17 protein-coding genes and 2 pseudogenes are annotated in these 24,117 nt (G+C 71.0%); 11 read left to right on the forward strand and 8 right to left on the reverse strand.

The genetic code is table 11. The features are described 5' to 3' along the window. Positions 1 to 60 precede the first annotated feature (60 nt). The 3 genes from AB0F04_RS20545 to AB0F04_RS20555 all read right to left on the reverse strand — a co-directional run bounded on the left by AB0F04_RS20545 (position 61) and on the right by AB0F04_RS20555 (position 4,125). Complete coding sequence (locus AB0F04_RS20545; RefSeq protein ID WP_362043386.1) at positions 61 to 2,796, reverse strand: SpoIIE family protein phosphatase; 2,736 nt, start codon at positions 2,794 to 2,796, stop codon at positions 61 to 63. Positions 2,797 to 2,924: 128 nt separating this feature from the next. Beyond that, on the reverse strand, positions 2,925 to 3,470 hold the full coding sequence (locus tag AB0F04_RS20550) for a hypothetical protein (protein WP_362043387.1): 546 nt from the start codon (positions 3,468 to 3,470) through the stop codon (positions 2,925 to 2,927). Positions 3,471 to 3,498: 28 nt separating this feature from the next. Further along, on the reverse strand, positions 3,499 to 4,125 hold the full coding sequence (locus tag AB0F04_RS20555) for an ATP-binding protein (protein ID WP_362043534.1): 627 nt from the start codon (positions 4,123 to 4,125) through the stop codon (positions 3,499 to 3,501). Between the two features lie 206 nt (positions 4,126 to 4,331). Here AB0F04_RS20555 and AB0F04_RS20560 point away from each other — a divergent pair, with 206 nt between their 5' ends. Continuing rightward, complete coding sequence (locus tag AB0F04_RS20560; RefSeq protein ID WP_362043388.1) at positions 4,332 to 4,562, forward strand: DUF397 domain-containing protein; 231 nt, start codon at positions 4,332 to 4,334, stop codon at positions 4,560 to 4,562. A 151-nt stretch (positions 4,563 to 4,713) separates the two neighbouring features. Further along, positions 4,714 to 5,628 carry a helix-turn-helix transcriptional regulator gene (locus tag AB0F04_RS20565; protein ID WP_362043389.1) on the forward strand — a complete coding sequence of 305 codons (915 nt, stop codon included), beginning with the start codon at positions 4,714 to 4,716 and terminating at the stop codon, positions 5,626 to 5,628. 49 nt (positions 5,629 to 5,677) lie between these two features. Here AB0F04_RS20565 and AB0F04_RS20570 read toward each other — a convergent pair whose 3' ends face one another. Then, positions 5,678 to 6,505, reverse strand: coding sequence for an SAM-dependent methyltransferase (locus tag AB0F04_RS20570; RefSeq protein WP_362043390.1), 828 nt, complete (start codon positions 6,503 to 6,505; stop codon positions 5,678 to 5,680). 240 nt (positions 6,506 to 6,745) lie between these two features. Here AB0F04_RS20570 and AB0F04_RS20575 point away from each other — a divergent pair. Next, positions 6,746 to 7,060 (forward strand): annotated as a pseudogene (locus AB0F04_RS20575) (molybdopterin dinucleotide binding domain-containing protein); the annotation flags it as partial. 2 nt (positions 7,061 to 7,062) lie between these two features. Then, positions 7,063 to 7,344, forward strand: a pseudogene (locus tag AB0F04_RS20580) (hypothetical protein); the annotation flags it as partial. 9 nt (positions 7,345 to 7,353) lie between these two features. On the opposite strand, the gene AB0F04_RS20585 reads toward AB0F04_RS20580, so the two are convergent. Next, positions 7,354 to 8,733, reverse strand: a complete 1,380-nt coding sequence (locus AB0F04_RS20585; RefSeq protein WP_362043391.1) for a GH1 family beta-glucosidase — start codon at positions 8,731 to 8,733, stop codon at positions 7,354 to 7,356. Positions 8,734 to 8,871: 138 nt separating this feature from the next. Here AB0F04_RS20585 and AB0F04_RS20590 point away from each other — a divergent pair, with 138 nt between their 5' ends. The 3 genes from AB0F04_RS20590 to AB0F04_RS20600 all read left to right on the forward strand — a co-directional run bounded on the left by AB0F04_RS20590 (position 8,872) and on the right by AB0F04_RS20600 (position 14,383). Next, positions 8,872 to 10,554 carry a hypothetical protein gene (locus AB0F04_RS20590; protein WP_362043392.1) on the forward strand — a complete coding sequence of 561 codons (1,683 nt, stop codon included), beginning with the start codon at positions 8,872 to 8,874 and terminating at the stop codon, positions 10,552 to 10,554. Between the two features lie 111 nt (positions 10,555 to 10,665). After that, positions 10,666 to 10,839, forward strand: coding sequence for a CsbD family protein (locus AB0F04_RS20595; protein ID WP_078885282.1), 174 nt, complete (start codon positions 10,666 to 10,668; stop codon positions 10,837 to 10,839). 361 nt (positions 10,840 to 11,200) lie between these two features. Next, entirely contained in the window at positions 11,201 to 14,383 is a 3,183-nt protein-coding gene (locus AB0F04_RS20600; RefSeq protein ID WP_362043393.1) for a glycoside hydrolase, read from the forward strand. A 67-nt stretch (positions 14,384 to 14,450) separates the two neighbouring features. On the opposite strand, the gene AB0F04_RS20605 is transcribed toward AB0F04_RS20600, so the two are convergent. Next, a complete protein-coding gene (locus AB0F04_RS20605; RefSeq protein WP_362043394.1) occupies positions 14,451 to 15,896 on the reverse strand; it encodes a glyceraldehyde-3-phosphate dehydrogenase in 1,446 nt (481 codons plus the stop codon). A 161-nt stretch (positions 15,897 to 16,057) separates the two neighbouring features. Here AB0F04_RS20605 and AB0F04_RS20610 point away from each other — a divergent pair, with 161 nt between their 5' ends. From AB0F04_RS20610 to AB0F04_RS20625, 4 genes are all read left to right on the forward strand, one after another. After that, the gene (locus AB0F04_RS20610; RefSeq protein ID WP_362043395.1) at positions 16,058 to 16,930 is read left to right on the forward strand and encodes a hypothetical protein; all 873 of its coding nucleotides are present in this window, start codon (positions 16,058 to 16,060) and stop codon (positions 16,928 to 16,930) included. Positions 16,931 to 17,109: 179 nt separating this feature from the next. Then, on the forward strand, positions 17,110 to 17,547 hold the full coding sequence (locus AB0F04_RS20615; protein ID WP_053668911.1) for a Fur family transcriptional regulator: 438 nt from the start codon (positions 17,110 to 17,112) through the stop codon (positions 17,545 to 17,547). An 83-nt stretch (positions 17,548 to 17,630) separates the two neighbouring features. Further along, positions 17,631 to 19,856, forward strand: coding sequence for a catalase/peroxidase HPI (gene katG / locus AB0F04_RS20620; protein WP_362043396.1), 2,226 nt, complete (start codon positions 17,631 to 17,633; stop codon positions 19,854 to 19,856). Between the two features lie 164 nt (positions 19,857 to 20,020). Further along, positions 20,021 to 20,806 carry a carbonic anhydrase gene (locus AB0F04_RS20625; RefSeq protein WP_362043397.1) on the forward strand — a complete coding sequence of 262 codons (786 nt, stop codon included), beginning with the start codon at positions 20,021 to 20,023 and terminating at the stop codon, positions 20,804 to 20,806. A 50-nt stretch (positions 20,807 to 20,856) separates the two neighbouring features. On the opposite strand, the gene AB0F04_RS20630 is transcribed toward AB0F04_RS20625, so the two are convergent. After that, on the reverse strand, positions 20,857 to 22,248 hold the full coding sequence (locus AB0F04_RS20630; protein ID WP_362043398.1) for a Tat pathway signal sequence domain protein: 1,392 nt from the start codon (positions 22,246 to 22,248) through the stop codon (positions 20,857 to 20,859). Positions 22,249 to 22,364: 116 nt separating this feature from the next. Further along, positions 22,365 to 24,083 (reverse strand): VanW family protein, encoded by a 1,719-nt coding sequence (locus tag AB0F04_RS20635; RefSeq protein ID WP_362043399.1) that lies wholly within the window; start codon positions 24,081 to 24,083, stop codon positions 22,365 to 22,367. Positions 24,084 to 24,117 lie beyond the last annotated feature (34 nt).

Here is a 24,117-nt window from a genome sequence, read left to right on the forward strand (position 1 = left end):
GGTATGAGGGTCCGGTCTATGAGCCCATAAGGCTACTTTATGGGTGCTCCGCGGGCGTGCTCATGGCAGGGGCTGCTCCGCCCAGATCACCTTCCCCGCGGGCAGATAGCGCGTCCCCCAGCGCTCCGCGAGCTGTGCCACGAGGAACAGGCCCCGCCCGCCCTCGTCCGTCATGGTCGCGTACCGCAGGTGCGGCGAGGTGCTGCTGCTGTCGAACACCTCGCAGATCAGGTTGCGGTCGCGCAGCACCCGCACGCGTATGGGGCCGCCGCCGTACCGCAGCGCGTTGGTGACCAGTTCGCTCAGGATCAGCTCCGTGCTGAACGTCAGCTCCTCCAGGCCCCACGCGGCCAGCTGCCGGCTGACCGCCGCCCGCACCTCGCCCACGGCGGCCGGGTCGGCCGGCACCGGCCACTCTGCGACGTGGTCGGCGGTCAGCGCCCTGGTGCGGGCCACGATCAGCGCGACGTCGTCGCCGGAGTGGGCCGTGAGCTGCGAGTCGAGCACGACCCGGCAGGTGTCCTCGGAGGACTGCCCCGCCCGGCCCAGTGCCTCGCGCAGCATCTCCAGCCCGACGTCGATGTCCCGCTCACGGTCCTCCACCAGCCCGTCGGTGTAGAGGACGAGCCGGCTGCCCTCCGCCAGCTCCAGCTCCGCCGTCTCGAACGGCAGGCCGCCGAGTCCCAGCGGGGGGCCGGCGGGCACGTCGGGGAACTCCACGCTGCCGTCGGGGTGGATCAGCGCCGGCGGCGGGTGTCCGGCCCGCGCTACGGTGCAGCGCCGGGAGACCGGGTCGTAGACGGCGTACAGACAGGTCGCGCCGGTGACCGGGGCGCTGCCGTCCTCCTGCGTCTCGTCCTGGTCGATCCGGCCGACCAACTCGTCCAGCAGGGCGATGAGTTCCTCGGGGGGCAGATCGAGGGCGGAGAAGTTGTGCACCGCGGTGCGCAGCCGTCCCATCGTGGCCGCGGCGTGCAGCCCGTGGCCGACCACGTCGCCGACCACGAGCGCGACCCTGGCCCCCGACAGGGGCAGCACGTCGAACCAGTCGCCGCCCACACCGGCCTGCGCCGGCAGATAGCGGTAGGCGATCTCCAGGGCGTCCTGCTCGGGCAGATTGCGGGGGAGCAGGCTGCGCTGGAGTGTCACCGCCATGCTGTGCTCACGGGTATAGCGGCGGGCGTTGTCGATGGACACGGCGGCCCGGGCGACCAGCTCCTCCGCCAGCGCCAGCTCGTCGGTGTCGAAAGGCTCCTGCTTCTCGGAGCGCCAGAAGCTCACCACGCCGAGGATCAGGGTGCCGGCCCGCAGCGGCACGGTGATCAGCGAATGGATGCCGTACGCGACGATCTGCGCGGAGCGCTCCAGGTCCTGCGCCCGCCAGCCCGGGGCCTCGCCCAGCCGGGGCTCCAGGACGGGGCTGCCCGTGGCGAGGCTGCGGCCCTGCGGAGAGGACTCGACGAACCTGATCCGCTCCCCGGCCGGGTAGAGCGGCGCGTCCTTGCGGATCCCGTTCACCGCCGTCCGGCTGAGCCTCGCCGCCGCGTTCGGCTGCCCGCCGCCCAGTACGGCGTCGAACAGGTCCACGGTGACGAAGTCGGCGAACCGGGGCACGGCCAGCTCGGTCAGCTCCTCGGCGGTGCGGGTCACGTCCAGGCTGGTCCCGATGCCCACTCCGGCGTCGTACAGCATGTTGAGCCGCTCACGCGCGGTCTCGGCCCGCCCGGACAGGGCCCGCAGCTCCGTGGAGTCGCGCAGGGTGGCGACGCTGCCGGGCGGGACACCGGCGCGGTCCGTCGTCCGCTGGTTGACGGCGAGGAGACGGTCGCCGACCAGGTGCACCTCGTCCGTGGCGACCCGGCCCGAGGCCAACAGGTCGGCGATGCCCGGGTCGAGACCCAGACCGAGGACGTGCCGGCCCTCGGCGTCCGCGGGCAGCCCGAGCAGACGCTGCGCCTCGTCGTTGGCGAGCAGCAGCATTCCCCCGTCGTCGACGATGAGCACGCCCTCGCGCACGGCGTGCAGCACGGCGTCGTGGTGTTCGTACATCCGGGTCATCTCGTGCGGCCCGAGCCCGTGGGTCTGGCGCAGCAGCCGACGGCTCACCAGCGCGGCACCCGCCGTCGCGAGGGCGAGAGCGGCTGCGGCGGCCGCGAGTACGAGCGGCAACTGGCGGTCGGCGGTCCCGCCCACGTTCTTGGTCGTGATCCCCGCGGAGACCAGGCCCACGACCCGGCCGCCCTGGTCCTTCACCGGAACGACGGCCTGGACGAGCGGGCCGAGGGTGCCGTCGATCTCCTCGGTGAACGACTTCCCGGCCAGCGCCGGCGCGATCGTCCCGACGAACTTCTTCCCGATCCGGTCCGGCTTGGGGTGGGTGTAGCGGATGCCCTCGGTGTTCATGACGACGACGAAGTCGACCTTCGACCGCTCACGGGCTGCTTCGGCGCGTGGCTGGAGCACGGCGGTGGGATCAGGGCCCTGCAGTGCCTCGACGGTGCCCGGCGCGTTGGCGAAGGTCTCCGCGACGGCGAGCGAACGGTTGCGCGCCTCCCGCGTCGTGTCGTGCCGCACCTGCAGCACCAGCGCCACGACGGCCGCCACGACCAGCAGCAGCACGATCACCACGACGAGCAGGAACACCTGTCCCGCGACGCTGCGTCCGCCCAGCACCGACCGCAGCCCCGCCGCCGGTTGCCACCGGGACGAGCCCGCCTCCCGCCGCTGCCGTGCCGACGGCGCAGCGCCGGGCCGCAGGGGCGATCGGGTCCCGGATCGACCCAAGAGTCGGACCATGTGCCATGTCTACACTGCCGGGCTCCGGGAGGCGAGGGGCATCACCCATGGTGACAGGGGGTTCTCACCGTTTCATCACGTCCCGGACCCGCACGGGCTCCCTGCCACCCGCACACCGTACGACGGTGTCATGCGCCCAGCGAGCGGGCCAGCTCGTTCGTGGCCCGGGCGATCTCACGGTCCTCGTCCGCCAGCAGCCGGCCGAGCTCGCCGCGCCGGGCCCGCACGGCCTGCCGGGCCGCACGCTCCCACACCACCGGGTTCTCGCGATGGTTCAGCAGTTTCGGATAGACGGCGGCGGTGTTCTCCCACTGCCGGGCTTCGGCGATGCTCTTCAGCAGCCGGATGATCTGAGCACGGCAGGTCACCTGCGGCAGCTTGGCCAGCTCCCACAGGAACGGAACGGTGGCCGCGGTCGCCTGCTCCACGACGAAACCGAACTGGCAGATCCGTTTCCGCAGGTCGTCGAGGGCGGAGCGGGCCGTGTCGGCATCACCTCCGGCGATGCCGTTGAGCAGGAGGGGAATGGCGGCCGCCGAGCCGGTGGAGTCCTGGATGTCGCCCCACGGCACGTGGTCCAGTGCCGTGAGCGGTGTGTCGCAGGCCGTCCCGGTGGGGGCGTCGGGGCGCTGGGGGCGCTCGCTGCTCGGGTGTTCCGTCGAAGCGCTGCGCATGGCGAGGGGCCTTTCCGCGGCAGTCGAGTCAGATGGGGGGACAGGGCGTGGCCGGCCGGGTCGACAACCGGGCCCAGACCGTCTTGCCCGCCGGGGCACCGTTGTCCGCCGGGGCACCGGGGGACCAACCCCACTCCTCGGACAGGGCGTCGACGATGCACAACCCCCGCCCGTGCTCCTCCAGGGCGGCACCGGTCGGCGCGAACACGGGCGGATGGTCGTCGAGGTCGTAGACGGTGACCAGCAGGTGGCCGGGATCCAGGACGAATCCGAGCCGGATCTCGGGCACACCGGGGGCTCTCGGCGCCGCGTGCGTCGCGGCGTTGGCGGCGAGTTCGGTGATGACGAGGGTCGCGTCGTCGCAGCGGTGGTCGAGCGACCAGCCGTGCAGGGTGTCGCGCGTGAAGCAGCGCACCCGAGCGAACCCCTCCCGGCTGCACTCGACCCGCAGGGTGGCCGAGGCGGACAGGTCGCCCGAGAACTGCGGAAGCGCCTTCGGTACCGAGGGCGGGACCCCGTACGGCAGGACCGGGTGCGGGTCGGCCGGCACGGTGTGCCCCGCACCGGGTGCGCCTGCGTGTGCCGCAGCCCCACTCGGCGGCCGGAGCACGTGCTGCGCAGGTGATGACACGGCATCTCCCCGATGCGACGTCAGGACGCGGCGGCAGCCCGGGGGTTGACGCCGCAGCTATTATCCACGCTGAAGGCGCTCGCGTGCAATTGCACGAGAAATTGCGTGACTATTGCGCCATCGTGGGTACGCGAGCCGGAACGAGCGCGGTCGAAGGGACGCGGCCGCCCTCGGGCGAACAGCCGGGCACACCGTGCGCGGCGGGGTACGAGAACAGCAAGGAGACTGCGGTGCCACCAGTGCGGAACGGAGTGCAGGCAAGCTCGTTGGACGCCTGCTGGATCAAGAGCCGGCACAGCAACGCCGAGGGCAACTGCGTCGAAGTCGCCCCTCTCGTGGACGGCGGGATCGCCGTACGCAACTCCCGTGACCCCGACGGTCCCGCCCTGGTCTACACGTCGGCGGAGGTGGCGGCCTTCCTGGCCGGAGCGAAGGACGGCGAGTTCGACCACCTGCTCTGAGGGCGGTTCCGCCTCACGCGCGGTGTCACACGTCTGGGGGAGAAGCGGAGCCCAACTCCCTGCTTTTGTCGGGCTGCTTGGGTTGATGCGTGAAGACCCGGTGAAGTGGCATAGTGTAAGTCGCCCTTGTGCCGGTCTGCTGGGAGTCAGGATGTCCGCCGCGTCGCATCGCATCTCCCGTCTGGAACCTTACCTGGACAGGTCCGAGCCGGCGCCGACTCTGCTGAAGATGCTGGTCGGTGTACAGCTCGCCGGCTTCCGAGAGGACGCCGGTCTCGCCCAGGACCAGGCGGCGCGCGCCGCCGGGTTCAGTGCCGCGAAGTTGTCACGCATCGAATCGGGCAAGGGCCGCCGCCCGCCGACGGAGAGCGACGTCCGCACGCTGCTCGAGCTGTACGGCACCGACGACTACGAGGTCTCGGTGCTGCTCAAGCTGCTGCAGCGGGCCGGTGAGCCGGGCTGGTGGCAGCGGTACGACAAGCGGCTGATGCCCGAGTGGTTCGACCGGCTGGTCGGACTGCAGGAGGCCGCCGCCACCATCCGTACCTTCGAGATCCAGTACGTGCCCGGTCTGTTGCAGACTCCCGCCTACACCAGGGCCGTGGTGGAACGCGGCCTGCCGAACGCGCCGGCCGGTGAGGTGGAGCGACGCGTCGAACTGCGCAGGCACCGGGCCCGATTGGTGTCGCGGGCCGATGCCCCGCAACTCTGGGCGATCATCGACGAGTCCGTGCTGCTGCGCGTCCTCGGCAGCACCGAGGTGATGCGGGAGCAGCTCGCGCACCTCGTGGGCATGGCCGAACGCCCCAACGTGACGCTGCAGATCGTGCCGCTCAGCGTCACCAACGCCTCGGCACCGGCCATCCCGATCACGTATCTGCGCTTCGGCGGCCTCGATCTGCCCGACGTGGTCTACCTGGAGCACATCAAGAGCGCGAACTTCCTCGAGGACCGCGACGAGACCGAGGAGTACCGCATCGCGCTGGACCGGCTCGCGGACGAGGCACTCAAGCCCCGTGACTCGCTGGAGCTGCTGCGGCAGACGATGGAGCAGCGCTACCCCTGACACGAGGATGCCCGGCGGGGCACGACGACCGTCCCGCCGGGCATCACGGTCACTTCTCCAGCGGAACCCGCCCGACTCCGCCGAATTCGATCCATTCGTGCGTGAGCTGACGGGGCGCCACTTCGGTGTCCGGGCGCCAGGTCGACACCTCCACGAGCCCGGGCCGGAGAATCTCCAGGCCCTCGAAGTACGTCTCCACGTCCTTCGGTTCCCGCACGCGGCCCCATTGGCCCTGGGTCACCTGGTCCATGAAGTTCGTGACGAAGGTGCGGACTTCGGGATCCTCGCTGACCAGCTGGCACATCACCATGAAGCTGCCCGGAGCGAGCCGCTCCCGTACGCGACGGGCGACCGCGAGCGGCCCGTCGGTGTCGCTGTCCGGGATGCAGTGGAACACGGAGTTGAAGAGCACGCACACCGGCTCGTCGAAATCGATGAGCCGCTTGGTGTCCGCGTGGCCGAAGATCAGGTCGGTCTCGCGCATGTCGGCGTGGATGACGGTCGTGCGCTCGTCCTGCTCCAGCAGCGCACGGCCGTGGACCAGCACCATCGGGTCGTTGTCGACGTAGACCACATGGGTCGTGGGGTCGATGCGCTGGGCGACCTGGTGCACGTTGTCCTGCGTCGGCAGACCTGACCCGTGGTCCAGGTACTGCCGGATGCCGTACTCCTCGGAGAGGGTCTTCACGACCCGCTGGAGGAAGCGCCGGTTGTTCAGGGCCAGGCGGCGCGTGCTGGGGACGACCTTGTCGAGTTCCTCGCACGCCGCGCGGTCGGCCGCGTAGTTGTCCTTGCCGCCCAGGTAGTGGTCGTACATGCGCGCTGCCGTCGGCACGTTGGCGTCGATCTCGGTGGACAGCTGCTTCTCGGAGTGCATCGTTCCCCCTGCAAGGTGCCGCGCCAACGGACTGGCTGGACAGGAAGTACATCCTAGGGAGCGGGAGTTGAGCGGACCAGCCCACTGGCCGAGGTCCCCCGATCGAACGACAAAATGATGGACGCCCGCGCCGCCGATTGTGCACTGTGTGGCGATCCGTGCACTTTGTGTCACAGGCGCTCGGGCGGGTACTCGCGGCCCACGGTGTCGTCATCGGTGAGAGGTGGAACTGTCGACACCTCCGCCGATCACCTCCTCCAGCTGATCACCGGGCGCACGGTGTGCCACGTCCACACTCGTACGAAGACCGCCCGCGCCCCCGAGCTGAACGCCGCCGCGCCGGACGTCTGGGCGGAGATGTCGCCCGCCGAGGCGTCGGCCCAAGGCCTCGCCGACGGTGACCTGGTGCAGGTCACCACCCCGCGCGGGGCGATCCGGGCCAGGCTGCGCACCGCCGCGATCCGTGACGGCATGGTGTTCCCGCACCTCCACTCTGGCAATTGGGACACCCCGGCGGGCCACCGGCCCCCCGACGACGGCCCGGCCCGCGCGGCCACCCGTCCCCCGGGGCGCTGGCCGCCCTGAGGGAGAAGGCTTCGGAAGCCCTCGGCCGACGCCCCGAGACCGGACTGCTGCTTCTGAACGATCTGCGGGACCTGCACCTGGCCGCCGCGCGCAACTCGCTGCACTGGGAGATGCTCGCCCAGGTGGCCCGGGCAACCCGGGACGAGCCGCTCCTGACGCTGACCGGCGACTGCCACCCGCAGACCCTCCGGCAGCTGCGCTGGACCAACACCATGGTCAAAGTCCTGGCGCCACAGCTCCTGACCAGCGTCTGACCGGGCCGGTCACCGCCGCTGTGCGGCGATCATGGACCGGTACCAGTGGTAGCTGTCCTTCGGTGTCCGCCGCTGGGTGGCGTAGTCCACGCGGACGATCCCGAAGCGCTTGTCGTAACCGAAGGCCCATTCGAAGTTGTCCAGGAGCGACCACACGTAGTAGCCGCGCACCTCCACGCCGGCGTCCATCGCGGCCCGCAGCGCGGTGAGGTGGTCACGCAGGTAGGCGACCCGGTCCGGGTCGTGGACGGCCCCGTCCGGGCTCACCTCGTCCTCCTCCGCGGAGCCGTTCTCGGTGATGAGGACGGGCGGCAGGGCCTGGCCGTACCGCTCTCCGAGCCCCACGAGCAGGTCGGTGAACGTGTGGGGCGCGACGGCCCAGCCCATGGCGGTGCGCCGCACGCCGGGCATCGGCACCTCCGCGTACCGGTTGTCGGTCGCGACGCGCCGGGCCGGGTCGCTCTCACGGTAGGGGGCGTCGGCCACGACGATCGGCCGGTAGTAGTTGATGCCGAGGAAGTCCAGGGGCCGGGAGACCAGTTCGAGGTCGCCGTCCCGCCGGAAGCCCTGACCGCTGATCAGCTCACCCCACGTCTCCTCCTCGGCCGCCGGGTAGCGGCCCGCGAGCAGCGGCTCGGTCCACACCAGGTTGTGCAGGGTGTCCGCACGGGCGACGGCGGCCCGGTCGGCGGGGGAACCGGTCGCGGGCAGGTGGTGGTCGAGGTTGAGGGTGATACCCACCTCGCGCACCCCGGTCGCCCGGAGCGCCCGTACGGCCAGGCCGTGCCCGACCAGCAGATGGTGGGCCGCGGCCAGGGCGCCACGGCCCTCGCGGGCGCCCGGGGCGTGCCGCCCGACGGAATACCCGAGGAAGGCACTGCACCACGGCTCGTTGAGGGTGATCCAGCGCGGCACACGGTCGCCCAGGTGCTCCGCGACGACGGCCGCGTACTCACCGAACCGCTCGGCGGTCTCCCGCACCCGCCAGCCGCCGCGGTCCTCCAGCGCCTGCGGAAGATCCCAGTGGTAGAGGGTGGCGGCCGGCTCGATCCCCACGTCGAGGAGCTCGTCGACCAGCCGCGCGTAGAAGTCCAGCCCCTTGGTGTTCACCGGGCCGGACCCGTCCGGCACGATCCGCGGCCAGGCGATCGAGAACCGGTACGAGCCCACGCCCAGCTCACGCAGCAGCGCCACGTCCTCGGGGTACCGGTGGTAGTGATCACAGGCGACATCACCGGTGTCCCCGTTGGCCACCAGCCCCGGCGTGTGGCTGTAGGTGTCCCAGATGGACGGGCCGCGTCCGTCCTCCTGCACCGCCCCCTCGATCTGGTAAGAGGCGGTCGCGGCCCCGAACACGAAGCCGGGCGGAAAACTCGGGAAGTCAGTCATGCCCTCCACCATGCCCGGGGCCGCGGGCAGCCGTGCCGAGAACCGCTAATCTGGACATACGAGAATTCTTCGAAAGTCTGCAGGCGTGTCCGCAACCGCTGTTCTCACGGCCCCGGCCGCTTTTCCCAGGAGAAACTCATGGGCGACTATTACGACCTCGGCACGTACCGCCGTCCCGTCACCACGTCCTCTCCCGATGCCCAACTCTGGTTCGACCGCGGCCTGATGTGGACGTACGCGTTTCACCACGAGGAAGCCGTCGCCTGTTTCGAAAAGGCGGCCGAGGCCGACCCGGACTGCGCCATGGCCTATTGGGGTATCGCCTACGCGCTCGGCCCGAACTACAACAAGCCCTGGGAATTCTTCGACGGCGAGGAACTGGCGCATACCGTCGAGCGCACGCACGCCGCTGTGGAAAGGGCTCACGAGAAGGCCACCCGCGCCACCCCGGTCGAGCGGGCCCTCATCGGCGCACTGCGGGCGCGCTATCCGCAGTCGCGGGCCGTCGAGGACTGCTCGGTGTGGAACGAGCCCTACGCGGACGCCATGCGTGTCGTCTACGAGCTGGCGCCCGCCGACCCGGACATCGCCACCCTGCACGCGGATGCCGCGATGAACCTCACCCCGTGGCAGCTGTGGGACCTCACGACGGGCCGGCCGGCCGAGGGCGCCCGGACCACCGAGGCCAAGGCCGTGCTGGAGGGCGCTCTCGCCACCGATGCCGGCTTCCGCCATCCCGGCGTCCTGCACCTGTACATCCACCTGATGGAGATGTCCCCGGCGCCGGAGCAGGCCCTCACCGTCGCCGACCGCCTGCGCACACTCGTGCCCGACGCCGGGCACCTGCTCCACATGCCCTCACACCTGGACGTCCTGTGCGGCGACTACCGCCAGGTCGTCTCGGCCAACAGCGACGCGATCGCCGCCGACGAGAAGTACCACCGGCAGGCCGGCGCGATGAACTTCTACACCCTCTACCGGGCGCACAACCACCACTTCAGGATCTACGGCGCGATGTTCCTCGGCCAGGCGCAGGTGGCCCTCGACAGCGCCGCACAGCTGGAAGCCGCCATTCCCGAAGAGCTGCTCCGGGTCCCGAGCCCGCCGATGGCCGACTGGCTGGAGGGGTTCCTGGCCATGCGCGTCCACGTCCTGATCCGCTTCGGCCGCTGGAGCGAGATCCTGGACCTGCCCGTCCCCGCCGACCCGGAGCTCTACGCGACGACCGTGGCCATGCGGCACTACGCCCGGGGCGTCGCCCTCTCCGCCCTCGGTGACGTCGACCGGGCGGAGACCGAGCGCGGACTCTTCCGCGAGGCGGTGAGCCGGGTGCCCGAAACCCGGATGCTGTTCAACAACACCTGCCACGACATCCTCGCCATCGCCTCCGCCATGCTGGACGGCGAACTCGCCTACCGCAGGGGCGAGTACGACCTCGCCTTCGCCGCCCTGGAGCGCTCCATCCACCTGGACGACAACCTGCCCTACGACGAGCCCTGGGGCTGGATGCAGCCCACCCGCCACGCCTACGGCGCACTGCTGCTGGAACAGGGCCGCGTGGCGGAGGCGGAGGCCGTCTACCGTGCCGACCTCGGACTCGACGACAGCCTGCCCCGCCCCCTCCAGCACCCGGGCAACGTCTGGGCCCTGCACGGCTTCCACGAATGCCTGCTGCGCAGTGGCAAGACCGGCGAGGCGGCCCTCGTGGCCCACCAGCTCAAGCTCGCGAGCGCGCTGGCGGACGTCCCCATCCAGGCGTCCTGCTTCTGCCGCCTCGACACCGCCCCTGTCCCGCAGGAGGCCGACGGGTGCTGCCACTGATCCGGGGAGCGGCTCTCACGGCACGGCGACCCCGTCGCACGTTTGAGCTGTTGCCTTGCGGTCACTCGGTGCGGTGACCCCGTAGTCGGATACGACGTGGAGTGAACGAACGTGGCTGGAGACCAGAAGGGCAAGGCGAAGGCCGAGCAGGCCAAGGGCAAGGCCAAGGAGACGATCGGCCGCGCGGTGGGCAACGAGCGGCTGACGGCCGAGGGCAAGGCCGAGCAGTCGAAGGGCGACGCCCGGCAGGCCAAGGAGAAGACCAAGGACGTCTTCAAGCACTGAGGTCACGTGACGGTGCCGCGTCCCCGGGCGGGGCGCGGCACCCGAGCATGCCGGTCCGCCCCGCTCCGAGCGGCGGACCGTACGCCATGCTCCCTGGACGCGCGCGGCCTGGACATCCGCTCCGTCCGGGTCGACGGCCGCACGGCCGCCATCGTTCCCCTCGTCGAGCCCGGCCGCGCCTGCACCGCGCGCAGCAGCACGCCCGCTCGTTCCTCGTCCCCGGACTCCATCACCGGCGGGGGCAGTCCGCAGCGCGCCGGTTCCCAACTCGCCCCAGCTCTTGACGTGTTGATTGCCGTCCTCAAACATTCGGGAAGCTCGATCGACTCTGCGCGGTTCTGTTCGCTCCCGAAGGGAATCCATGTCCAGCAGACATCGCCTCGCCCGGACGGCACTGGCGATCACCGTCCCCTTGGCCCTCGGCGCGAGCCTCGTCGCCGTGCCTCCTGCCACCGCTGCTGCAGCGGATCCGCCGGCCGACGCGGTGACGGTGCGGATCGACCCGTCCTACCGGCAGCAGGAGTTCGAAGGGTGGGGGACGAGCCTCGTCTGGTTCGCCAACATCACCGGCCGCTACCCGGAACCCATCCGGCAGAAGCTGGCCGACATGCTGTTCGGCGAGGACGGACTCCGCCTCAACATCGCGCGCTACAACATCGGCGGCGGCAACGCCCCCGACGTCCGCAAGGACTACATGAAGACCGGCGCGACCATGGACGGCTTCTGGAGGGCTCCCGAGGGCACCACCAGGGAGGACACCGACTGGTGGAACCCGGACGACCCCGGGCACTGGGACTGGTCCGCCGACGCGGGCCAGCGCTGGTGGGTGGACCGCGTCAAGAGCAAGGTGACCCGCTGGGAGGCGTTCAGCAACTCACCGCCCTGGTTCCAGACCGTGAGCGGCTACGTCTCGGGCGGCTTCGACGCGGGCACCGACCAGATACGGGCGGACCGCGTCGACGACTTCGCCGCCTACCTGGTCAAGGTCACCGACCGGTTGGAGAAGAAGCACCGCATCCGGTTCGACACCATCGCCCCGCTCAACGAGCCCAACACCAACTACTGGGGCACTCAGATAGGCCCCGACGGGCAGCCCACCGGCGGCCGTCAGGAGGGCGCACACGCCGGCCCCGAACTCCAGCAGAAGGTAGTGCTGGCCCTGCAACGCGCGCTGGAGAAGGCGAGCACCCGTGCCACGATCTCCGCGATGGACGAGACCAACCCCAGCACCTTCGTCCGCAACTGGAACGCCTACGGCAGCTCCGCCCGGGCCGCCGTCGGCCAGCTCAACGTGCACACCTACGGCACCGGCATGCGCACCAGCGCCCGCGACAGCGCCAAGGCCGCCGGCAAGCCGTTCTGGATGAGCGAGGTCGAGGGCACCTGGGGGACCGGCACCGACTTCACCGGCATGGAACCCGGGCTCGGCATCGCCACCCGGGTCGTCGAGGACATCCGTGAACTGGAGCCGTCCGCCTGGGTGTTGTGGCAGCCGGTCGAGGACTCCATCCCCCAGGCGCAGGCCGGCAGGAACTGGGGCAGCATCCACATCCCGTTCGACTGCACCTCCGAGGACACCTTGGAGACCTGCCCGATCAAGACCAACACGAAGTTCCACACCCTGCGCAACTTCACCCATCACATCCGCCCCGGCGACCACTTCGTCAAGGTGGACGACCCCTCCAGCGTCGCCGCGGTACGCGAGTCCGGCCGCGGAGCGACGGTGGTGCACGTCAACAGCGGCACGACCCCGCGTGCGGTGACCCTCGACCTGACGAAGTTCCGGCGGGTCGCCCGCGGTGCCACCGTGACGCCCGTGGTGACCAGCGACGATGGCGCCCTCGTGCGCGGCAGACCCGTCAAGGTCGAGGACGCCTCCGCCACCGTGACGGTCCCCGCCAAGTCGGTGACCACCCTCCTCGTCGACGGCGTGTCCGGGACCGCGAAGGACGCCGCGCTGGTCCGGGCCGGCCACGTCTACCGCCTCCAGGGCACCCAGAGCGGCAAGTCCCTGGCCCCGTCCGCCGAGGGCGACCGCGTCGTCGTGCGCACGGCCGACCCGGCCGCCGCGTCGCAGCTCTGGTCCGTCAAGCGGCTGACGCGCGGCAACGGCAACCGTGACCGGTACGCCCTCGTCAACGCCGCGGACGGCAGGCACCTCGCCGTGCGCGATGACGAGGCCGTTCTCGAAGACGGGGACACTCCGGCCGCACACTGGATCATGTCGACCACCGGGGACGGCAGCTGGACCTTTGTGAATGCCGCGACGGGCCGTCTCCTCGATGTCGTCGGCCAGTCGACGGCTGACGGCGCCCGGGTCTCGGCCCACCTCCCGACCTCCAACGCCAACCAGCGCTGGGGCGTGAGCGATGAGACGGTGCTCCGCACCGAGCCGGCCAAGGCCTTCACCGTCCCCGGGCGCACCCCCGAACTGCCCCGGACCGTGACACCCGTGTTCCGTGACGGGGCCCGGGGCGCGCTCCCCGTCGAGTGGACGCCGCCCTCCGCATCGCGCTGGCGTGAACCCGGGACCGTACGGGTGAAGGGCCGGGCCACCGATGCCCTCGGCCGGACCGTCCGCGCCGAGGCGGTCGTCACCGTGGACACCATCGCCGCCACCCAGCCGGCCCGCGCCAAGACCTACACCGGCGGACGGCCCGGCCTGCCCGCCACGGTCACCGGCGTGGGACGGCACGGCGGAACCGCCGACCTCCCGGTCACCTGGGACCCCGTGCCCGAGGGCGCGTTCGACGAGACCGGAGTGGTGAGCCTGCGCGGCACCGCCCGGATCCCCGGCGGGGACAAGGCGACGGCGAGCGTACGCGTCCAGGTGACCAGCCCCGAGGAGACCAACGCCGCGCGCGACGAAGGCGTGACGGTCGCCGCCACCTCCACCGAGAGCGGCTACTCCGCCGAGGGCCTGCGCAACGGCACCACATCCGAGAAAGCCTGGTCGAACTGGAGGTCCGGCACGAAGAACCCGTCCGACACCATCACCTTCACCTTGCCCGAAGCACGCGATCTGACCCGGGTCGTGACCCACTTCCACCGTGACGGCGGCACCGATGCCGGCTTCGCGGAGTCCCTCAAGGTGCAGGTGCGAACCTCCGACGGCGCCTGGTCCGACGCGAGCGACCAGGTCGCCGTCGGCGCCGAGGGGACGTCGGTGGCCGACGTTCCGGTGCGGGCGACGGGCCCGGCGACGGGCGTGCGGGTCGTGATGACCGCCCGCCCGGGCGGCTACCTCACCCTCGGCGAGATCGAGGTCCACGCCAAGGCGCCGGGCGTCTCCGCGGACGCGGCCGCCGCGTCGGTCGAGGTGAACGGCGCGCCCGTGGCCGGCTTCGACCCGGAACGGACGAGCTACCGGGTGGCCGTCGACCGCCCGGACCGGGCCCGGATCACCGCCACGCCGCGTGACCCCTATGCGAGGGTGACGGTCCGGCCGGACGCGGCCGGGGGCAGGACGGCCCACATCGTCTCCGTGACCAGCGAGGACGGCGCACGATCACAGACGTACAGGATCGAGCTGACCCGCCGCTGACACGGAAGGACAGCCGAAAGCGCGGGGCCCGCACGCCCCGCGCTTTCGTGTTCCGGCATCAGAGGGATCAGACCGCCGGAGCCGGGTACGTCGGGTACTCCACGCCGGACACGTGCTGCACCACACGGATGACCTGGCACGAGTAGCCGAACTCGTTGTCGTACCACAGGTAGAGGATCGCGTTGTCGCCGTCGACCTTGGTGGCGCCGGCGTCGACGATCGAGGCGTGGCGCGAGCCGATGAAGTCGCTGGAGACCGCGTCCGGAGCCGTGGTGAAGTCGATCTGGCGCTTGAGCGGCGAGGTCAGGGAGACGTCGCGGAGGTGGTCGAGGACCTCCTCGCGGGTGGTCTCCCGGCCGAGCCGCAGGCTGAGGATCGCGATGGAGACGTCCGGCACCGGGACACGGATCGAGCTGCCGGTGATCGGCGCCTTGAGGTCGGGCAGCGCCTTGGCGACGGCGGAGGCCGCACCGGTCTCGGTGATGACCATGTTGAGCGGCGCGGACCGGCCGCGGCGGTCGGCCTTGTGGTAATTGTCCAGCAGGTTCTGGTCGTTGGTGAAGGAGTGAACGGTCTCGACGTGGCCGCGCAGGACCCCGAACTCGTCGTCCATCGCCTTCAGCGGCGGCACGATCGCGTTCGTGGTGCAGGACGCGCAGGACAGGATCTGCTCGTCCGGCTTGATCGTGTCGTGGTTGACACCGTGCACGATGTTGGGGACGTCGCCCTTGCCGGGCGCGGTCAGCACGACCTTGTCGATACCGGGGCGCAGGTGCTCGGACAGGCCCTTGCGGTCACGCCACTTGCCGGTGTTGTCGATGAGGATGGCGTCCTTGATGCCGTACGCCGTGTAGTCGACCTCGGACGGGTCGTTCGCGTAGATCACCTTGATCGCGTTGCCATTGGCGACGATCGTGCTGTTGGCCTCGTCGACGGTGATCGTGCCCTGGAACTGGCCGTGGATCGAGTCGCGGCGCAGCAGCGAGGCGCGCTTGACGATGTCCTGCTCGCCGCCGCCGCGCACCACGATGGCCCGCAGCCGCAGACCGTTGCCCGAGCCGGACTTCTCGATGAGCAGCCGGGCCACGAGCCGCCCGATGCGGCCGAAGCCGTACAGGACGACGTCCCGGCCTTCGCGGCGCTCGATCTTGTCGGCGCCCGTGGCACCGGCGACGGCCTCGGCGGTGAACTCCGCCACCGACAGACCGCGGTCGTCCTCGCGGTACGTCGCGGCGAGCATGCCGATGTCGATCTGGGACGGCCCGAGGTCGAGCTCGGAGAGGGTCTGCAGGAACGGCAGCGTCTCGGTGACCGAGAGCTCCGCGCCGGCGATCTGCCGGGCGAACCGGTGGGTCTTGAGGATGCTGACCACCGACTTGTTCACCAGGGAGCGGCTGTGCAGCAGGACCGTCACGTCCCGCTCCCGGTGCAGCTTCCCGATGATCGGGATCATCGACTCCGCGATCTCCTCGCGGATCTTCCAGTTGGTGAACGAGTCGTCGTTGACAGTCACGAGTCCATCTTTCGAGCTAGGCGGCGCTCATATGTTAAACCGTCGATTTTCCGGGTCGTGAACGGGGTGCCTCCGATGCGTTCGGCCACCCGCTCCGCGCGCCTCGACGGGCCGTGCCTGAGACGATCGAAACAGGATCTTCCGGGGTGAAAGGGGTGACCATGGACTACGACTCGGTCGCCGACGAGCTGTACGCCCTGCGCCCGGATGAATTCACCGCCGCCCGCGCCTCCGCGATGGCCGCGGCCCGCACCGCCGGCGACCGGGAACTCGCCGAGCGGATCCGCGGGTTGCGCAAGCCCAGCCTCGCCGCCTGGGTCAGCAATCTCCTGGTCCGCGGCAGCCCCGACGAGGTCGAGCCCCTGTTGCGCCTGGGGGAGGGGCTGAGGCAGGCCCATCAGGACCTGGACGGCGCACAACTGCGCGAGCTGAGCCGTCGGCAGCACGCACTCATCCGAGCCCTGTCCCTGCAGGCGCGGCAGCTCGCGAAGGAGGCCGGGCATCCCGTCGGCGAGAGCGTGCAGCGCGAGGTCGAGAACACCCTGCACGCCGTACTGGCCGACGCCGAGGCCGCCCGGGCCTGGGCCGGCGGCCGTCTGGCCAAGCCGCTGAACGCGGCCGTCGGCTTCCCCGCCGTAGCCGAGGGCGCCCGGCCGCAGCGCCCCGCACCCGCACCAGGGCCCGCGCCCTCCCGCCCCGACGACAAGGCGAGCGAGCAGCGTCGGCGCCGACTGGACCGGGCCCGCGAGGAGGCCGAAGCCGCCGAGCGCGCGCTGCGGGAGCTGCGGGGCGAGGCGGAAGCGGCGGGCCGGGCGGCGACGGAGGCGAAAGAGCGGGTCGACGGCCTGCAGCAGCGCGTGGAGGAACTCGCCGGGGAACTGGAACGCGCCAGGAAGGAGCACCAGCAGGCCCGCTTCGCCGAACGAGCCGCCCGGGAGGAGGCGCGCACCGCCGACCGCCGGGCCCGCGAGGCCGGCCGCAAAGCCGCGAGAGCCGCCGCCCAGCTCGAACGCCTGGCCTCGCCTGACGCGTGACCCGCGTGACCGCAACGGCGGTGCGCGGCGCCCGACGCCCGCGAGGGCGCGATCATGGACCTGTGACGGAGTTCACAGGCCTCAAGTAGCCCGCCCCACACAGGGCTCACCCTCCCGACACCAAAATTGAACCGTTCGTTTTCTTGAATCAATCGTGTTTGTGTGGCTAGGTTGATCCCATGACCGCAACCGGGAACCCGACCACCGCCGAGGAGCTGCGAGGTGCCGGCCTGAGGGTGACGGCCGCCCGTGTCGCGCTGCTCGAGGCCGTGCGGGACGGTGACCACCTCGGTGCCGAGGCCATCGCCTCCGAGGTGCGCGGCCGTGTGGGCCACATCTCCGTCCAGGCCGTCTACGAGGGGCTGCACGCCCTCACCGCGGCGGGGCTCATACGCCGACTCGACCCACCCGGCAGCCCGGCGCTCTACGAGGGGCGGGTCGGCGACAACCACCACCACCTCGTGTGCCGCTCGTGCGGAGCCGTCGCCGACGTCGACTGCGCGGTCGGCCACGCCCCCTGCCTGACCGCGTCCGACGACCGCGGCTTCGCCGTCGACGAGGCCGAGGTCATCTACTGGGGCCTGTGCCCCGCCTGCTCCACCGCCCGCAGTACCTGAGCACTCGATCCACCGAGCACCGCGATCCACCGAGCACTGTGATCCCCCGAGCACTGTGATCCACCCCGTCCGGAAGGATTTCCATGACTGAGAACCACGACGCGATCGTCACCGACTCGAAGTCGGAGGAGACGGGAGGCGGCTGCCCCGTGGCGCACGGCCGCGCCCTGCACCCGACCCAGGGCGGTGGCAACCGCCAGTGGTGGCCCGAGCGGCTCAACCTGAAGATCCTCGCCAAGAACCCCGAGGTCGCCAACCCCCTCGGCGGGGACTTCGACTACGCCGAGGCCTTCAAGAACCTCGACCTCGACGCCGTCAAGCAGGACATCGCCGAGGTGCTGACCACCTCGCAGGACTGGTGGCCCGCCGACTTCGGCAACTACGGCCCGCTGATGGTCCGGATGGCCTGGCACAGCGCCGGTACGTACCGCATCAGCGACGGCCGCGGCGGTGCCGGCGCCGGACAGCAGCGCTTCGCCCCGCTCAACAGCTGGCCGGACAACGGCAACCTCGACAAGGCCCGCCGTCTGCTGTGGCCGGTCAAGAAGAAGTACGGCCAGTCCATCTCCTGGGCCGACCTCCTGATCCTCACCGGCAACGTCGCCCTGGAGCAGATGGGCTTCGAGACCTTCGGCTTCGCCGGTGGCCGCGCCGACGTCTGGGAGGCCGAGGAGGACGTCTACTGGGGCCCCGAGACCACCTGGCTCGACGACAAGCGCTACACCGGCGACCGCGAGCTGGAGAACCCGCTCGGCGCCGTCCAGATGGGCCTCATCTACGTCAACCCCGAGGGCCCGAACGGCAACCCGGACCCGATCGCCGCGGCCCGCGACATCCGTGAGACGTTCCGCCGCATGGCGATGAACGACGAGGAGACCGTCGCCCTGATCGCCGGCGGTCACACCTTCGGCAAGACCCACGGTGCCGGCCCGGCCGACAACGTCGGCGCCGACCCCGAGGCCGCCTCCATGGAGGAGCAGGGCCTGGGCTGGCGCAGCACCTACGGCACCGGCAAGGGCGGCGACACCATCACCTCCGGCCTGGAGGTCACCTGGACGAGCACGCCCACCCAGTGGAGCAACGGCTTCTTCAAGAACCTCTTCGAGTTCGAGTACGAGCTCGAGCAGAGCCCCGCCGGCGCCAACCAGTGGGTGGCCAAGGACGCCCCGGAGATCGTTCCGGACGCGCACGACTCCTCGAAGAAGCACCGTCCGAAGATGCTCACCACGGACCTGGCGCTGCGCTTCGACCCGATCTACGAGCCGATCTCCCGCCGGTTCTACGAGAACCCGCAGGAATTCGCGGACGCCTTCGCCCGCGCCTGGTTCAAGCTGACCCACCGTGACATGGGCCCGAAGTCCCTGTACCTCGGACCGGAGGTCCCGCAGGAGACCCTGATCTGGCAGGACCCGCTGCCGCAGGCCGAGGGCGAGACCATCGACGCCGGTGACGTCGAGACCCTCAAGACCAAGCTTCTGGAGTCGGGCCTGTCCGTCTCGCAGCTGGTGTCCACCGCGTGGGCCTCGGCGTCCACCTTCCGCGGCAGCGACAAGCGCGGCGGCGCCAACGGCGCCCGTATCCGCCTGGAGCCGCAGCGCGGCTGGGAGGTCAACGAGCCCGACGAGCTGGCTCAGGTCCTGCGGGTCCTGGAGGGCATCCAGCAGGAGTTCAACGCCGGCGCTGGCCACAAGAAGGTCTCGCTGGCCGACCTGATCGTCCTCGGCGGCACCGCCGCCGTCGAGAAGGCCGCCAAGGAAGCCGGCTACCAGGTGGAGGTCCCCTTCGCCGCGGGCCGTGTGGACGCGACGGAGGAGCACACCGACGCCGAGTCGTTCGAGGCGCTCGAGCCGACCGCCGACGGGTTCCGCAACTACCACGGCAAGGGCAACCGCCTGCCGGCCGAGTTCCTGCTGCTGGACCGCGCCAACCTGCTCACCCTCAGCGCCCCCGAGATGACCGTCCTGGTTGGTGGCCTGCGGGTGCTGGGCGCCAACTACCAGCAGTCCCAGCTCGGCGCCTTCACCAAGACGCCCGGCTCGCTGACCAACGACTTCTTCGTCAACCTGCTCGACCTGGGCATCGAGTGGAAGTCGACGACCGAGGACCAGACCACGTTCGAGGGCCGCGACGCCGCCACCGGCGAGGTCAAGTGGGCCGGCTCCCGCGCCGACCTGGTCTTCGGCTCGAACTCCGAGCTGCGCGCCCTGGCCGAGGTCTACGCGAGCGACGACGCGAAGGAGAAGTTCGTCAACGACTTCGTCGCGGCGTGGGTCAAGGTCATGAACCTGGACCGGTTCGACCTGGTCTGATCATCCCCGCACGACAGGAGGGCCGGGCCGGCAGGCCGGGCCGTCCTGTCGGTTGTCTGAGGGATCGTCAAAAGGAGTTCAAGGTAAGAACATCACTTACCCAACTCTCACCATGAAACGGCAAGGACCGCGGCTTGCCGCGCATTCGGGCATACGTTCTGGCCGTGAACTCATATGCCACCTCCCACAGAGGTACCGGCCCTGAACCGCACCCCGTCGCCGGTTCACGGCCCTCCACCGGTGGTACCGTCCGCCGGACCCTGCTGCGCACCGCGCTGACCGGGGCCGCGGCCCTGGGCGCGGGTCTCGGTGCGGCGCGCCCGGCCACCGCCGCGCCGGCCGGCTCCGGGCCCGCGGAGCCACGACCCGGCACCCCGGACGAGGCCCTGCGGGAACTTGCCGCGGGCAACCGCCGCTGGCGCGCCTTCCGGGAACGCCACCCGCACGAGAACCCGGCCATCCGGCGGACGCTGGCCACCGCCCAGCACCCCTTCGCGGTCGTGCTCGGCTGCATCGACTCGCGTGTCCCCCCGGAGCTGGTCTTCGACCAGGGCCTGGGCGACCTGATGACCGTCCGCACCGCCGGCGAGGTCCTCGACGAGGCCGTGCTCGGCAGCGTCGCCTACGGCGTCCTGGAGCTCGGCATACCGCTCGTCGTCGTCCTCGGCCACCAGTCGTGCGGCGCGGTGCGTGCCGCCGTGACGGCGGAGCAGTCGGGAGAGCACCTGCCCGCCCACATGCAGTACCTCGTCGACCAGATAGGCCCCGTCATAGACCACGGCAAGGAAGGGGACGCCCGGATCGACGCGACCGTGAGCGCCAACGTCCGGCTCGTGCGCTCCCGGCTGGCCGCGGAACCCGAACTCGCCGCCAGGATCGGCACCGGCAAGCTGGCGATCGTCGGCGCCCGCTACGAGCTCACGACCCAGGCGGTCCACCGCCTCGCCTGAGAGGCAGCCGGCCCGGTCCGCCACCCACGACGGCGGACCGGGCCGCTGCGTCACACCTGGAGCGGATTGAACCGGGCCGCGGCCATCAGGTACCAGGCCGTCGCCCCGGTGTGCCGGTAGGGGTAGTAACCGAAGCCGAAGCCCGTGTCCAGCGGACTGCTGGCGGACACGACCCCACTGCGCTCGGGCAGAACCTTCCCCCCGACGGTCTGGTCCTCGCCCAGCAGATCCTGCGCCCGCTCGATCGAGGTGAGCAGACGCCGGGCGTCCGCCTCGTCACCGCGGGCCCCGCGCTCACGCAGGGCGAGCGCGAGATGCGCCGTCCCCTCGAACCACACCCCGTTGCGGTCGGGCCTCGGCTGGCCTTCGGCGATCGGAGCGTCCTCGTTCGCGAGGAGGCTCGCCGAACTGAAGGTGACCCCCTCGTACGACTGCCCCACGGGCACCGTGCTGTTCGTGCGCCCGGAGTGGTCCCGGACGGACAACTCGGCCAGGGCCCAGTCCAGCGAACGGGAGTGGCGGCGGGAGCCCAGCGCGAGGTGCGTCCAGGTCTGCGTGTCCTCCGGGACCGGGAACTTGTTGACCGTCACACCGTCGTTCGTGCCGGTGTAGAAGAACCCGCCGGACGGCTCCCACATCCGGCGCACGAACGCCCCGGCCCGCCCGCGGCGCTCCAGCCACACCCGGTCGCCGGTCAGCCGGGCGAGCCTGCCGAAAAAGCAGACCAGGTCGGTGTTGTGCTCGGTCGAGGTGAACGGCAGCTTCTGATTCGCCCCGTTCACCCCGAACTTGTAACCGCCGAGGGGCTCGTCGGTGCGGCCGGTGAGCTCGATCCACTCGCCGATGCGCACGGCGCCCTCGACGAAGCGGCGTGCCCCGGTACGGCGGGCGAGGGCGCCGAGCGCGATACCCGCCCAGGCCATGTCGCCCACGGCCGTTCCGGTGAAGCCGAACTGCGTCCCGACGTTGGCCGTTCCGTCGGCCCGTACGAAACCGTCGGGCTGGAGCGAGCCGTCGTAGAAGGTGTACGGCCCGACGTTGTAGGCCTGCCGAAGCCTGCCGTCGTCGTACGCCGGGTCGTGGCTCTGGGCGTGGAGCAGGGCGTCGCCCAGCGCCTTGGCCCTGGCCAGTCCGGCCGGGGTGCGGGCCGCGAGGTGGGCCAGGAGCGCGAGGGCGTTGTCGTAGGTGAACGCGGTGCTGAACAGCCCGGCCTGGTCGGTGTAGCTCTGGGTCAGGCGGAGGTCGCCGTGGTCGGGGTAGGCGTCCATGGCGGCGGCGAGAAAGGCATGCCCCCGGACCGGGGCCGATGCCGGGCGGGACCCGGTGGAGCCGGCCGCGAGGGCCTGCGCCGGGGCGGCGGTGGTGAACCCGGCGGCGGTGATGCCGAGCCCGGCACCGATGAGCGAACGCCGGCTGAGCGCCGGGCCTTGTCTGCCAGTCATGGATCTCCCTTGAGAGCGCTCTCAGCCAGTGGGCGCCTATTGTGCTGGCCCGCCGTGGCCGGGTCAACGCTCGGTTCGGCAGGGAGAGTTGTGGATCTGAATGACGGGGGAGCGGATCACTCGCAGACGATCTCGTCCCGCGGCGTGTAGTGCGTGCGGTACGGCTCCCGCTTCACTTCCCGGCCCTCGTCGTAGAAGACCCGTTCCACGGTGACGTCGAACCCCTCGAGCGGTGTCTGCGGCACGCACTCCTTGTCGTGGCTCACTTTCTTCTCCGGCTGCTTCACATGGGTGCGCGGGCCCGTGACGGACTTGATCTCGTCGTACGTGCGGGTGCCGAGGAAGGAGACGGTGACGGAGGTGTCGGTGGACTCGGCCTGGATGTAGACGGCCTTGCCGGAGTCGTTGGTGAACCGCAGGTCCAGGCTGCCCCAGGCGACCGTCGCCTCGCGGCCCTCCGGGTAGCGCTCGATGTAGAACGAGTGCGCTCCGTGCTCCACGGGCTTGACCCCCGCGAAGAACAGCGCGTTGTACACGGTCGTCGCCACGGAGGAGACCCCGCCGCCGGACGCCTTGGTGAACTTGTCGTCGAGGATGATGATGCCGTCCATGAAGCCGTTGGCCTGGGTGCGCTCACCGACGGTCCGGTTGAAGCTCCAGGTCTCGTCCGGCTCGACGACGGAGCCGTTGATGAGTTCCACGGCCCGGCCTATGTTCTTCGTGCGGTACTCGGCCGGCTCGAAGTGGACGGTGAAGGAGGACATCTTCTCCGTCAGCCCCAGCCGCGCGGCGTTCTCGCGGGTCACCTCCGGCTGGGTCCGGAGTACCGCCACCTCGCCGCTGCGGCCGGCGCCCGATGCGGTGAGCAGGGGCAGTACGGCCTTCCCCAGGGCCTTGTCCGTGACCGACCGGCCCACGGTGGCGTCCTGGACCACCACGGCCTTGTCGCCCTCCGGCCTGAGCTTCGCGTTCTCGGCGGTGGTGGTGATGTCGTCCAACGGGCCGGCCACGGAGGGCTCGCCGCGCAGGCCCTTGGCGTCGAGCTCCGGTACGAGTCTGCCGCCGGTGTCCGGGCGCATGGCCAGGTGCGCGCCCAGCACGTCCTGCCCGACGGTGAACCGCTTGCCGGCCGCGGTGAGCGTGACGGGATGCGACATGGCCGGTTCCGCGAAGGTGCGCACCGCCCGCCGCACCTCGTCGGCGGTGACCTTCGGCCGGGTCTCGCGGCTGGGCAGGGGAGTGACCGTACCGGTGTCGCCCCGCAGGAAGGAGGCGCGCAGGGCCCCGACCGCGGCGTTCACGTCCAGGGTGTACCCCGTCCGTGGTGCGACGGTCTTCACACGCCCGTCGTCGAAGGTCACGGCACCGTCCCTGACCTTCTGGCCGAGCCGTTTCGACAGTTGCCCGAGGGCCGTGCGGGCCTTGCCCTCGTCGAGGCGCACGACCGGTTCGATGTCCCCGCCCGAGCGGAAGAACCCGCCGAACACGCTGACCGGATCGGCGCCGGTGCGCGCTGCCCGGTCGACGGTCTCCCGGACGTCGTAGGACAGACCCGCGCGCTGCGGATCGACCCTGCCGGTCCGGTCGCCGACCTTCACGGGCAGCTCCCGGGTGCCTGCCGGTTCCAGCTCCCGTTCCAGCTTCGCCACCGCCTCCGACCGGCTCAGCCCCCCGATGTCCACCCCGCGCACGGTCGTGCCGGAGTCGATGTGACCGCCTGTGAGGAGCAAGCCGGCGACATACAGGCCGCCGACCCCCACAGCCAGCGCGCCGCCGGCCAGGGCGACGGGCGGCAGGGAGGTGATGCGCGGGACGAGGGCTGTGCGGGGGCGCATGGGTCTCCTGAAGATCGATACGAGGGTGCACCCG

The sequence above is a fragment of the Streptomyces sp. NPDC029041 genome, assembly GCF_040637515.1.
Lineage (GTDB): Bacteria > Actinomycetota > Actinomycetes > Streptomycetales > Streptomycetaceae > Streptomyces.

Excerpts from the sequence above, each read along its gene's own strand:
- AB0F04_RS20545 (WP_362043386.1), bottom strand. The coding sequence starts at position 2,796 with ATGGTCCGACTCTTGGGTCGATCCGGGACCCGATCGCCCCTGCGGCCC.
- AB0F04_RS20550 (WP_362043387.1), bottom strand. The coding sequence starts at position 3,470 with ATGCGCAGCGCTTCGACGGAACACCCGAGCAGCGAGCGCCCCCAGCGC.
- AB0F04_RS20565 (WP_362043389.1), top strand. The coding sequence starts at position 4,714 with ATGTCCGCCGCGTCGCATCGCATCTCCCGTCTGGAACCTTACCTGGAC.
- AB0F04_RS20570 (WP_362043390.1), bottom strand. The coding sequence starts at position 6,505 with ATGCACTCCGAGAAGCAGCTGTCCACCGAGATCGACGCCAACGTGCCG.
- AB0F04_RS20585 (WP_362043391.1), bottom strand. The coding sequence starts at position 8,733 with ATGACTGACTTCCCGAGTTTTCCGCCCGGCTTCGTGTTCGGGGCCGCG.
- AB0F04_RS20590 (WP_362043392.1), top strand. The coding sequence starts at position 8,872 with ATGGGCGACTATTACGACCTCGGCACGTACCGCCGTCCCGTCACCACG.
- AB0F04_RS20600 (WP_362043393.1), top strand. The coding sequence starts at position 11,201 with ATGTCCAGCAGACATCGCCTCGCCCGGACGGCACTGGCGATCACCGTC.
- AB0F04_RS20610 (WP_362043395.1), top strand. The coding sequence starts at position 16,058 with ATGGACTACGACTCGGTCGCCGACGAGCTGTACGCCCTGCGCCCGGAT.
- AB0F04_RS20615 (WP_053668911.1), top strand. The coding sequence starts at position 17,110 with ATGACCGCAACCGGGAACCCGACCACCGCCGAGGAGCTGCGAGGTGCC.
- katG (WP_362043396.1), top strand. The coding sequence starts at position 17,631 with ATGACTGAGAACCACGACGCGATCGTCACCGACTCGAAGTCGGAGGAG.
- AB0F04_RS20630 (WP_362043398.1), bottom strand. The coding sequence starts at position 22,248 with ATGACTGGCAGACAAGGCCCGGCGCTCAGCCGGCGTTCGCTCATCGGT.
- AB0F04_RS20635 (WP_362043399.1), bottom strand. The coding sequence starts at position 24,083 with ATGCGCCCCCGCACAGCCCTCGTCCCGCGCATCACCTCCCTGCCGCCC.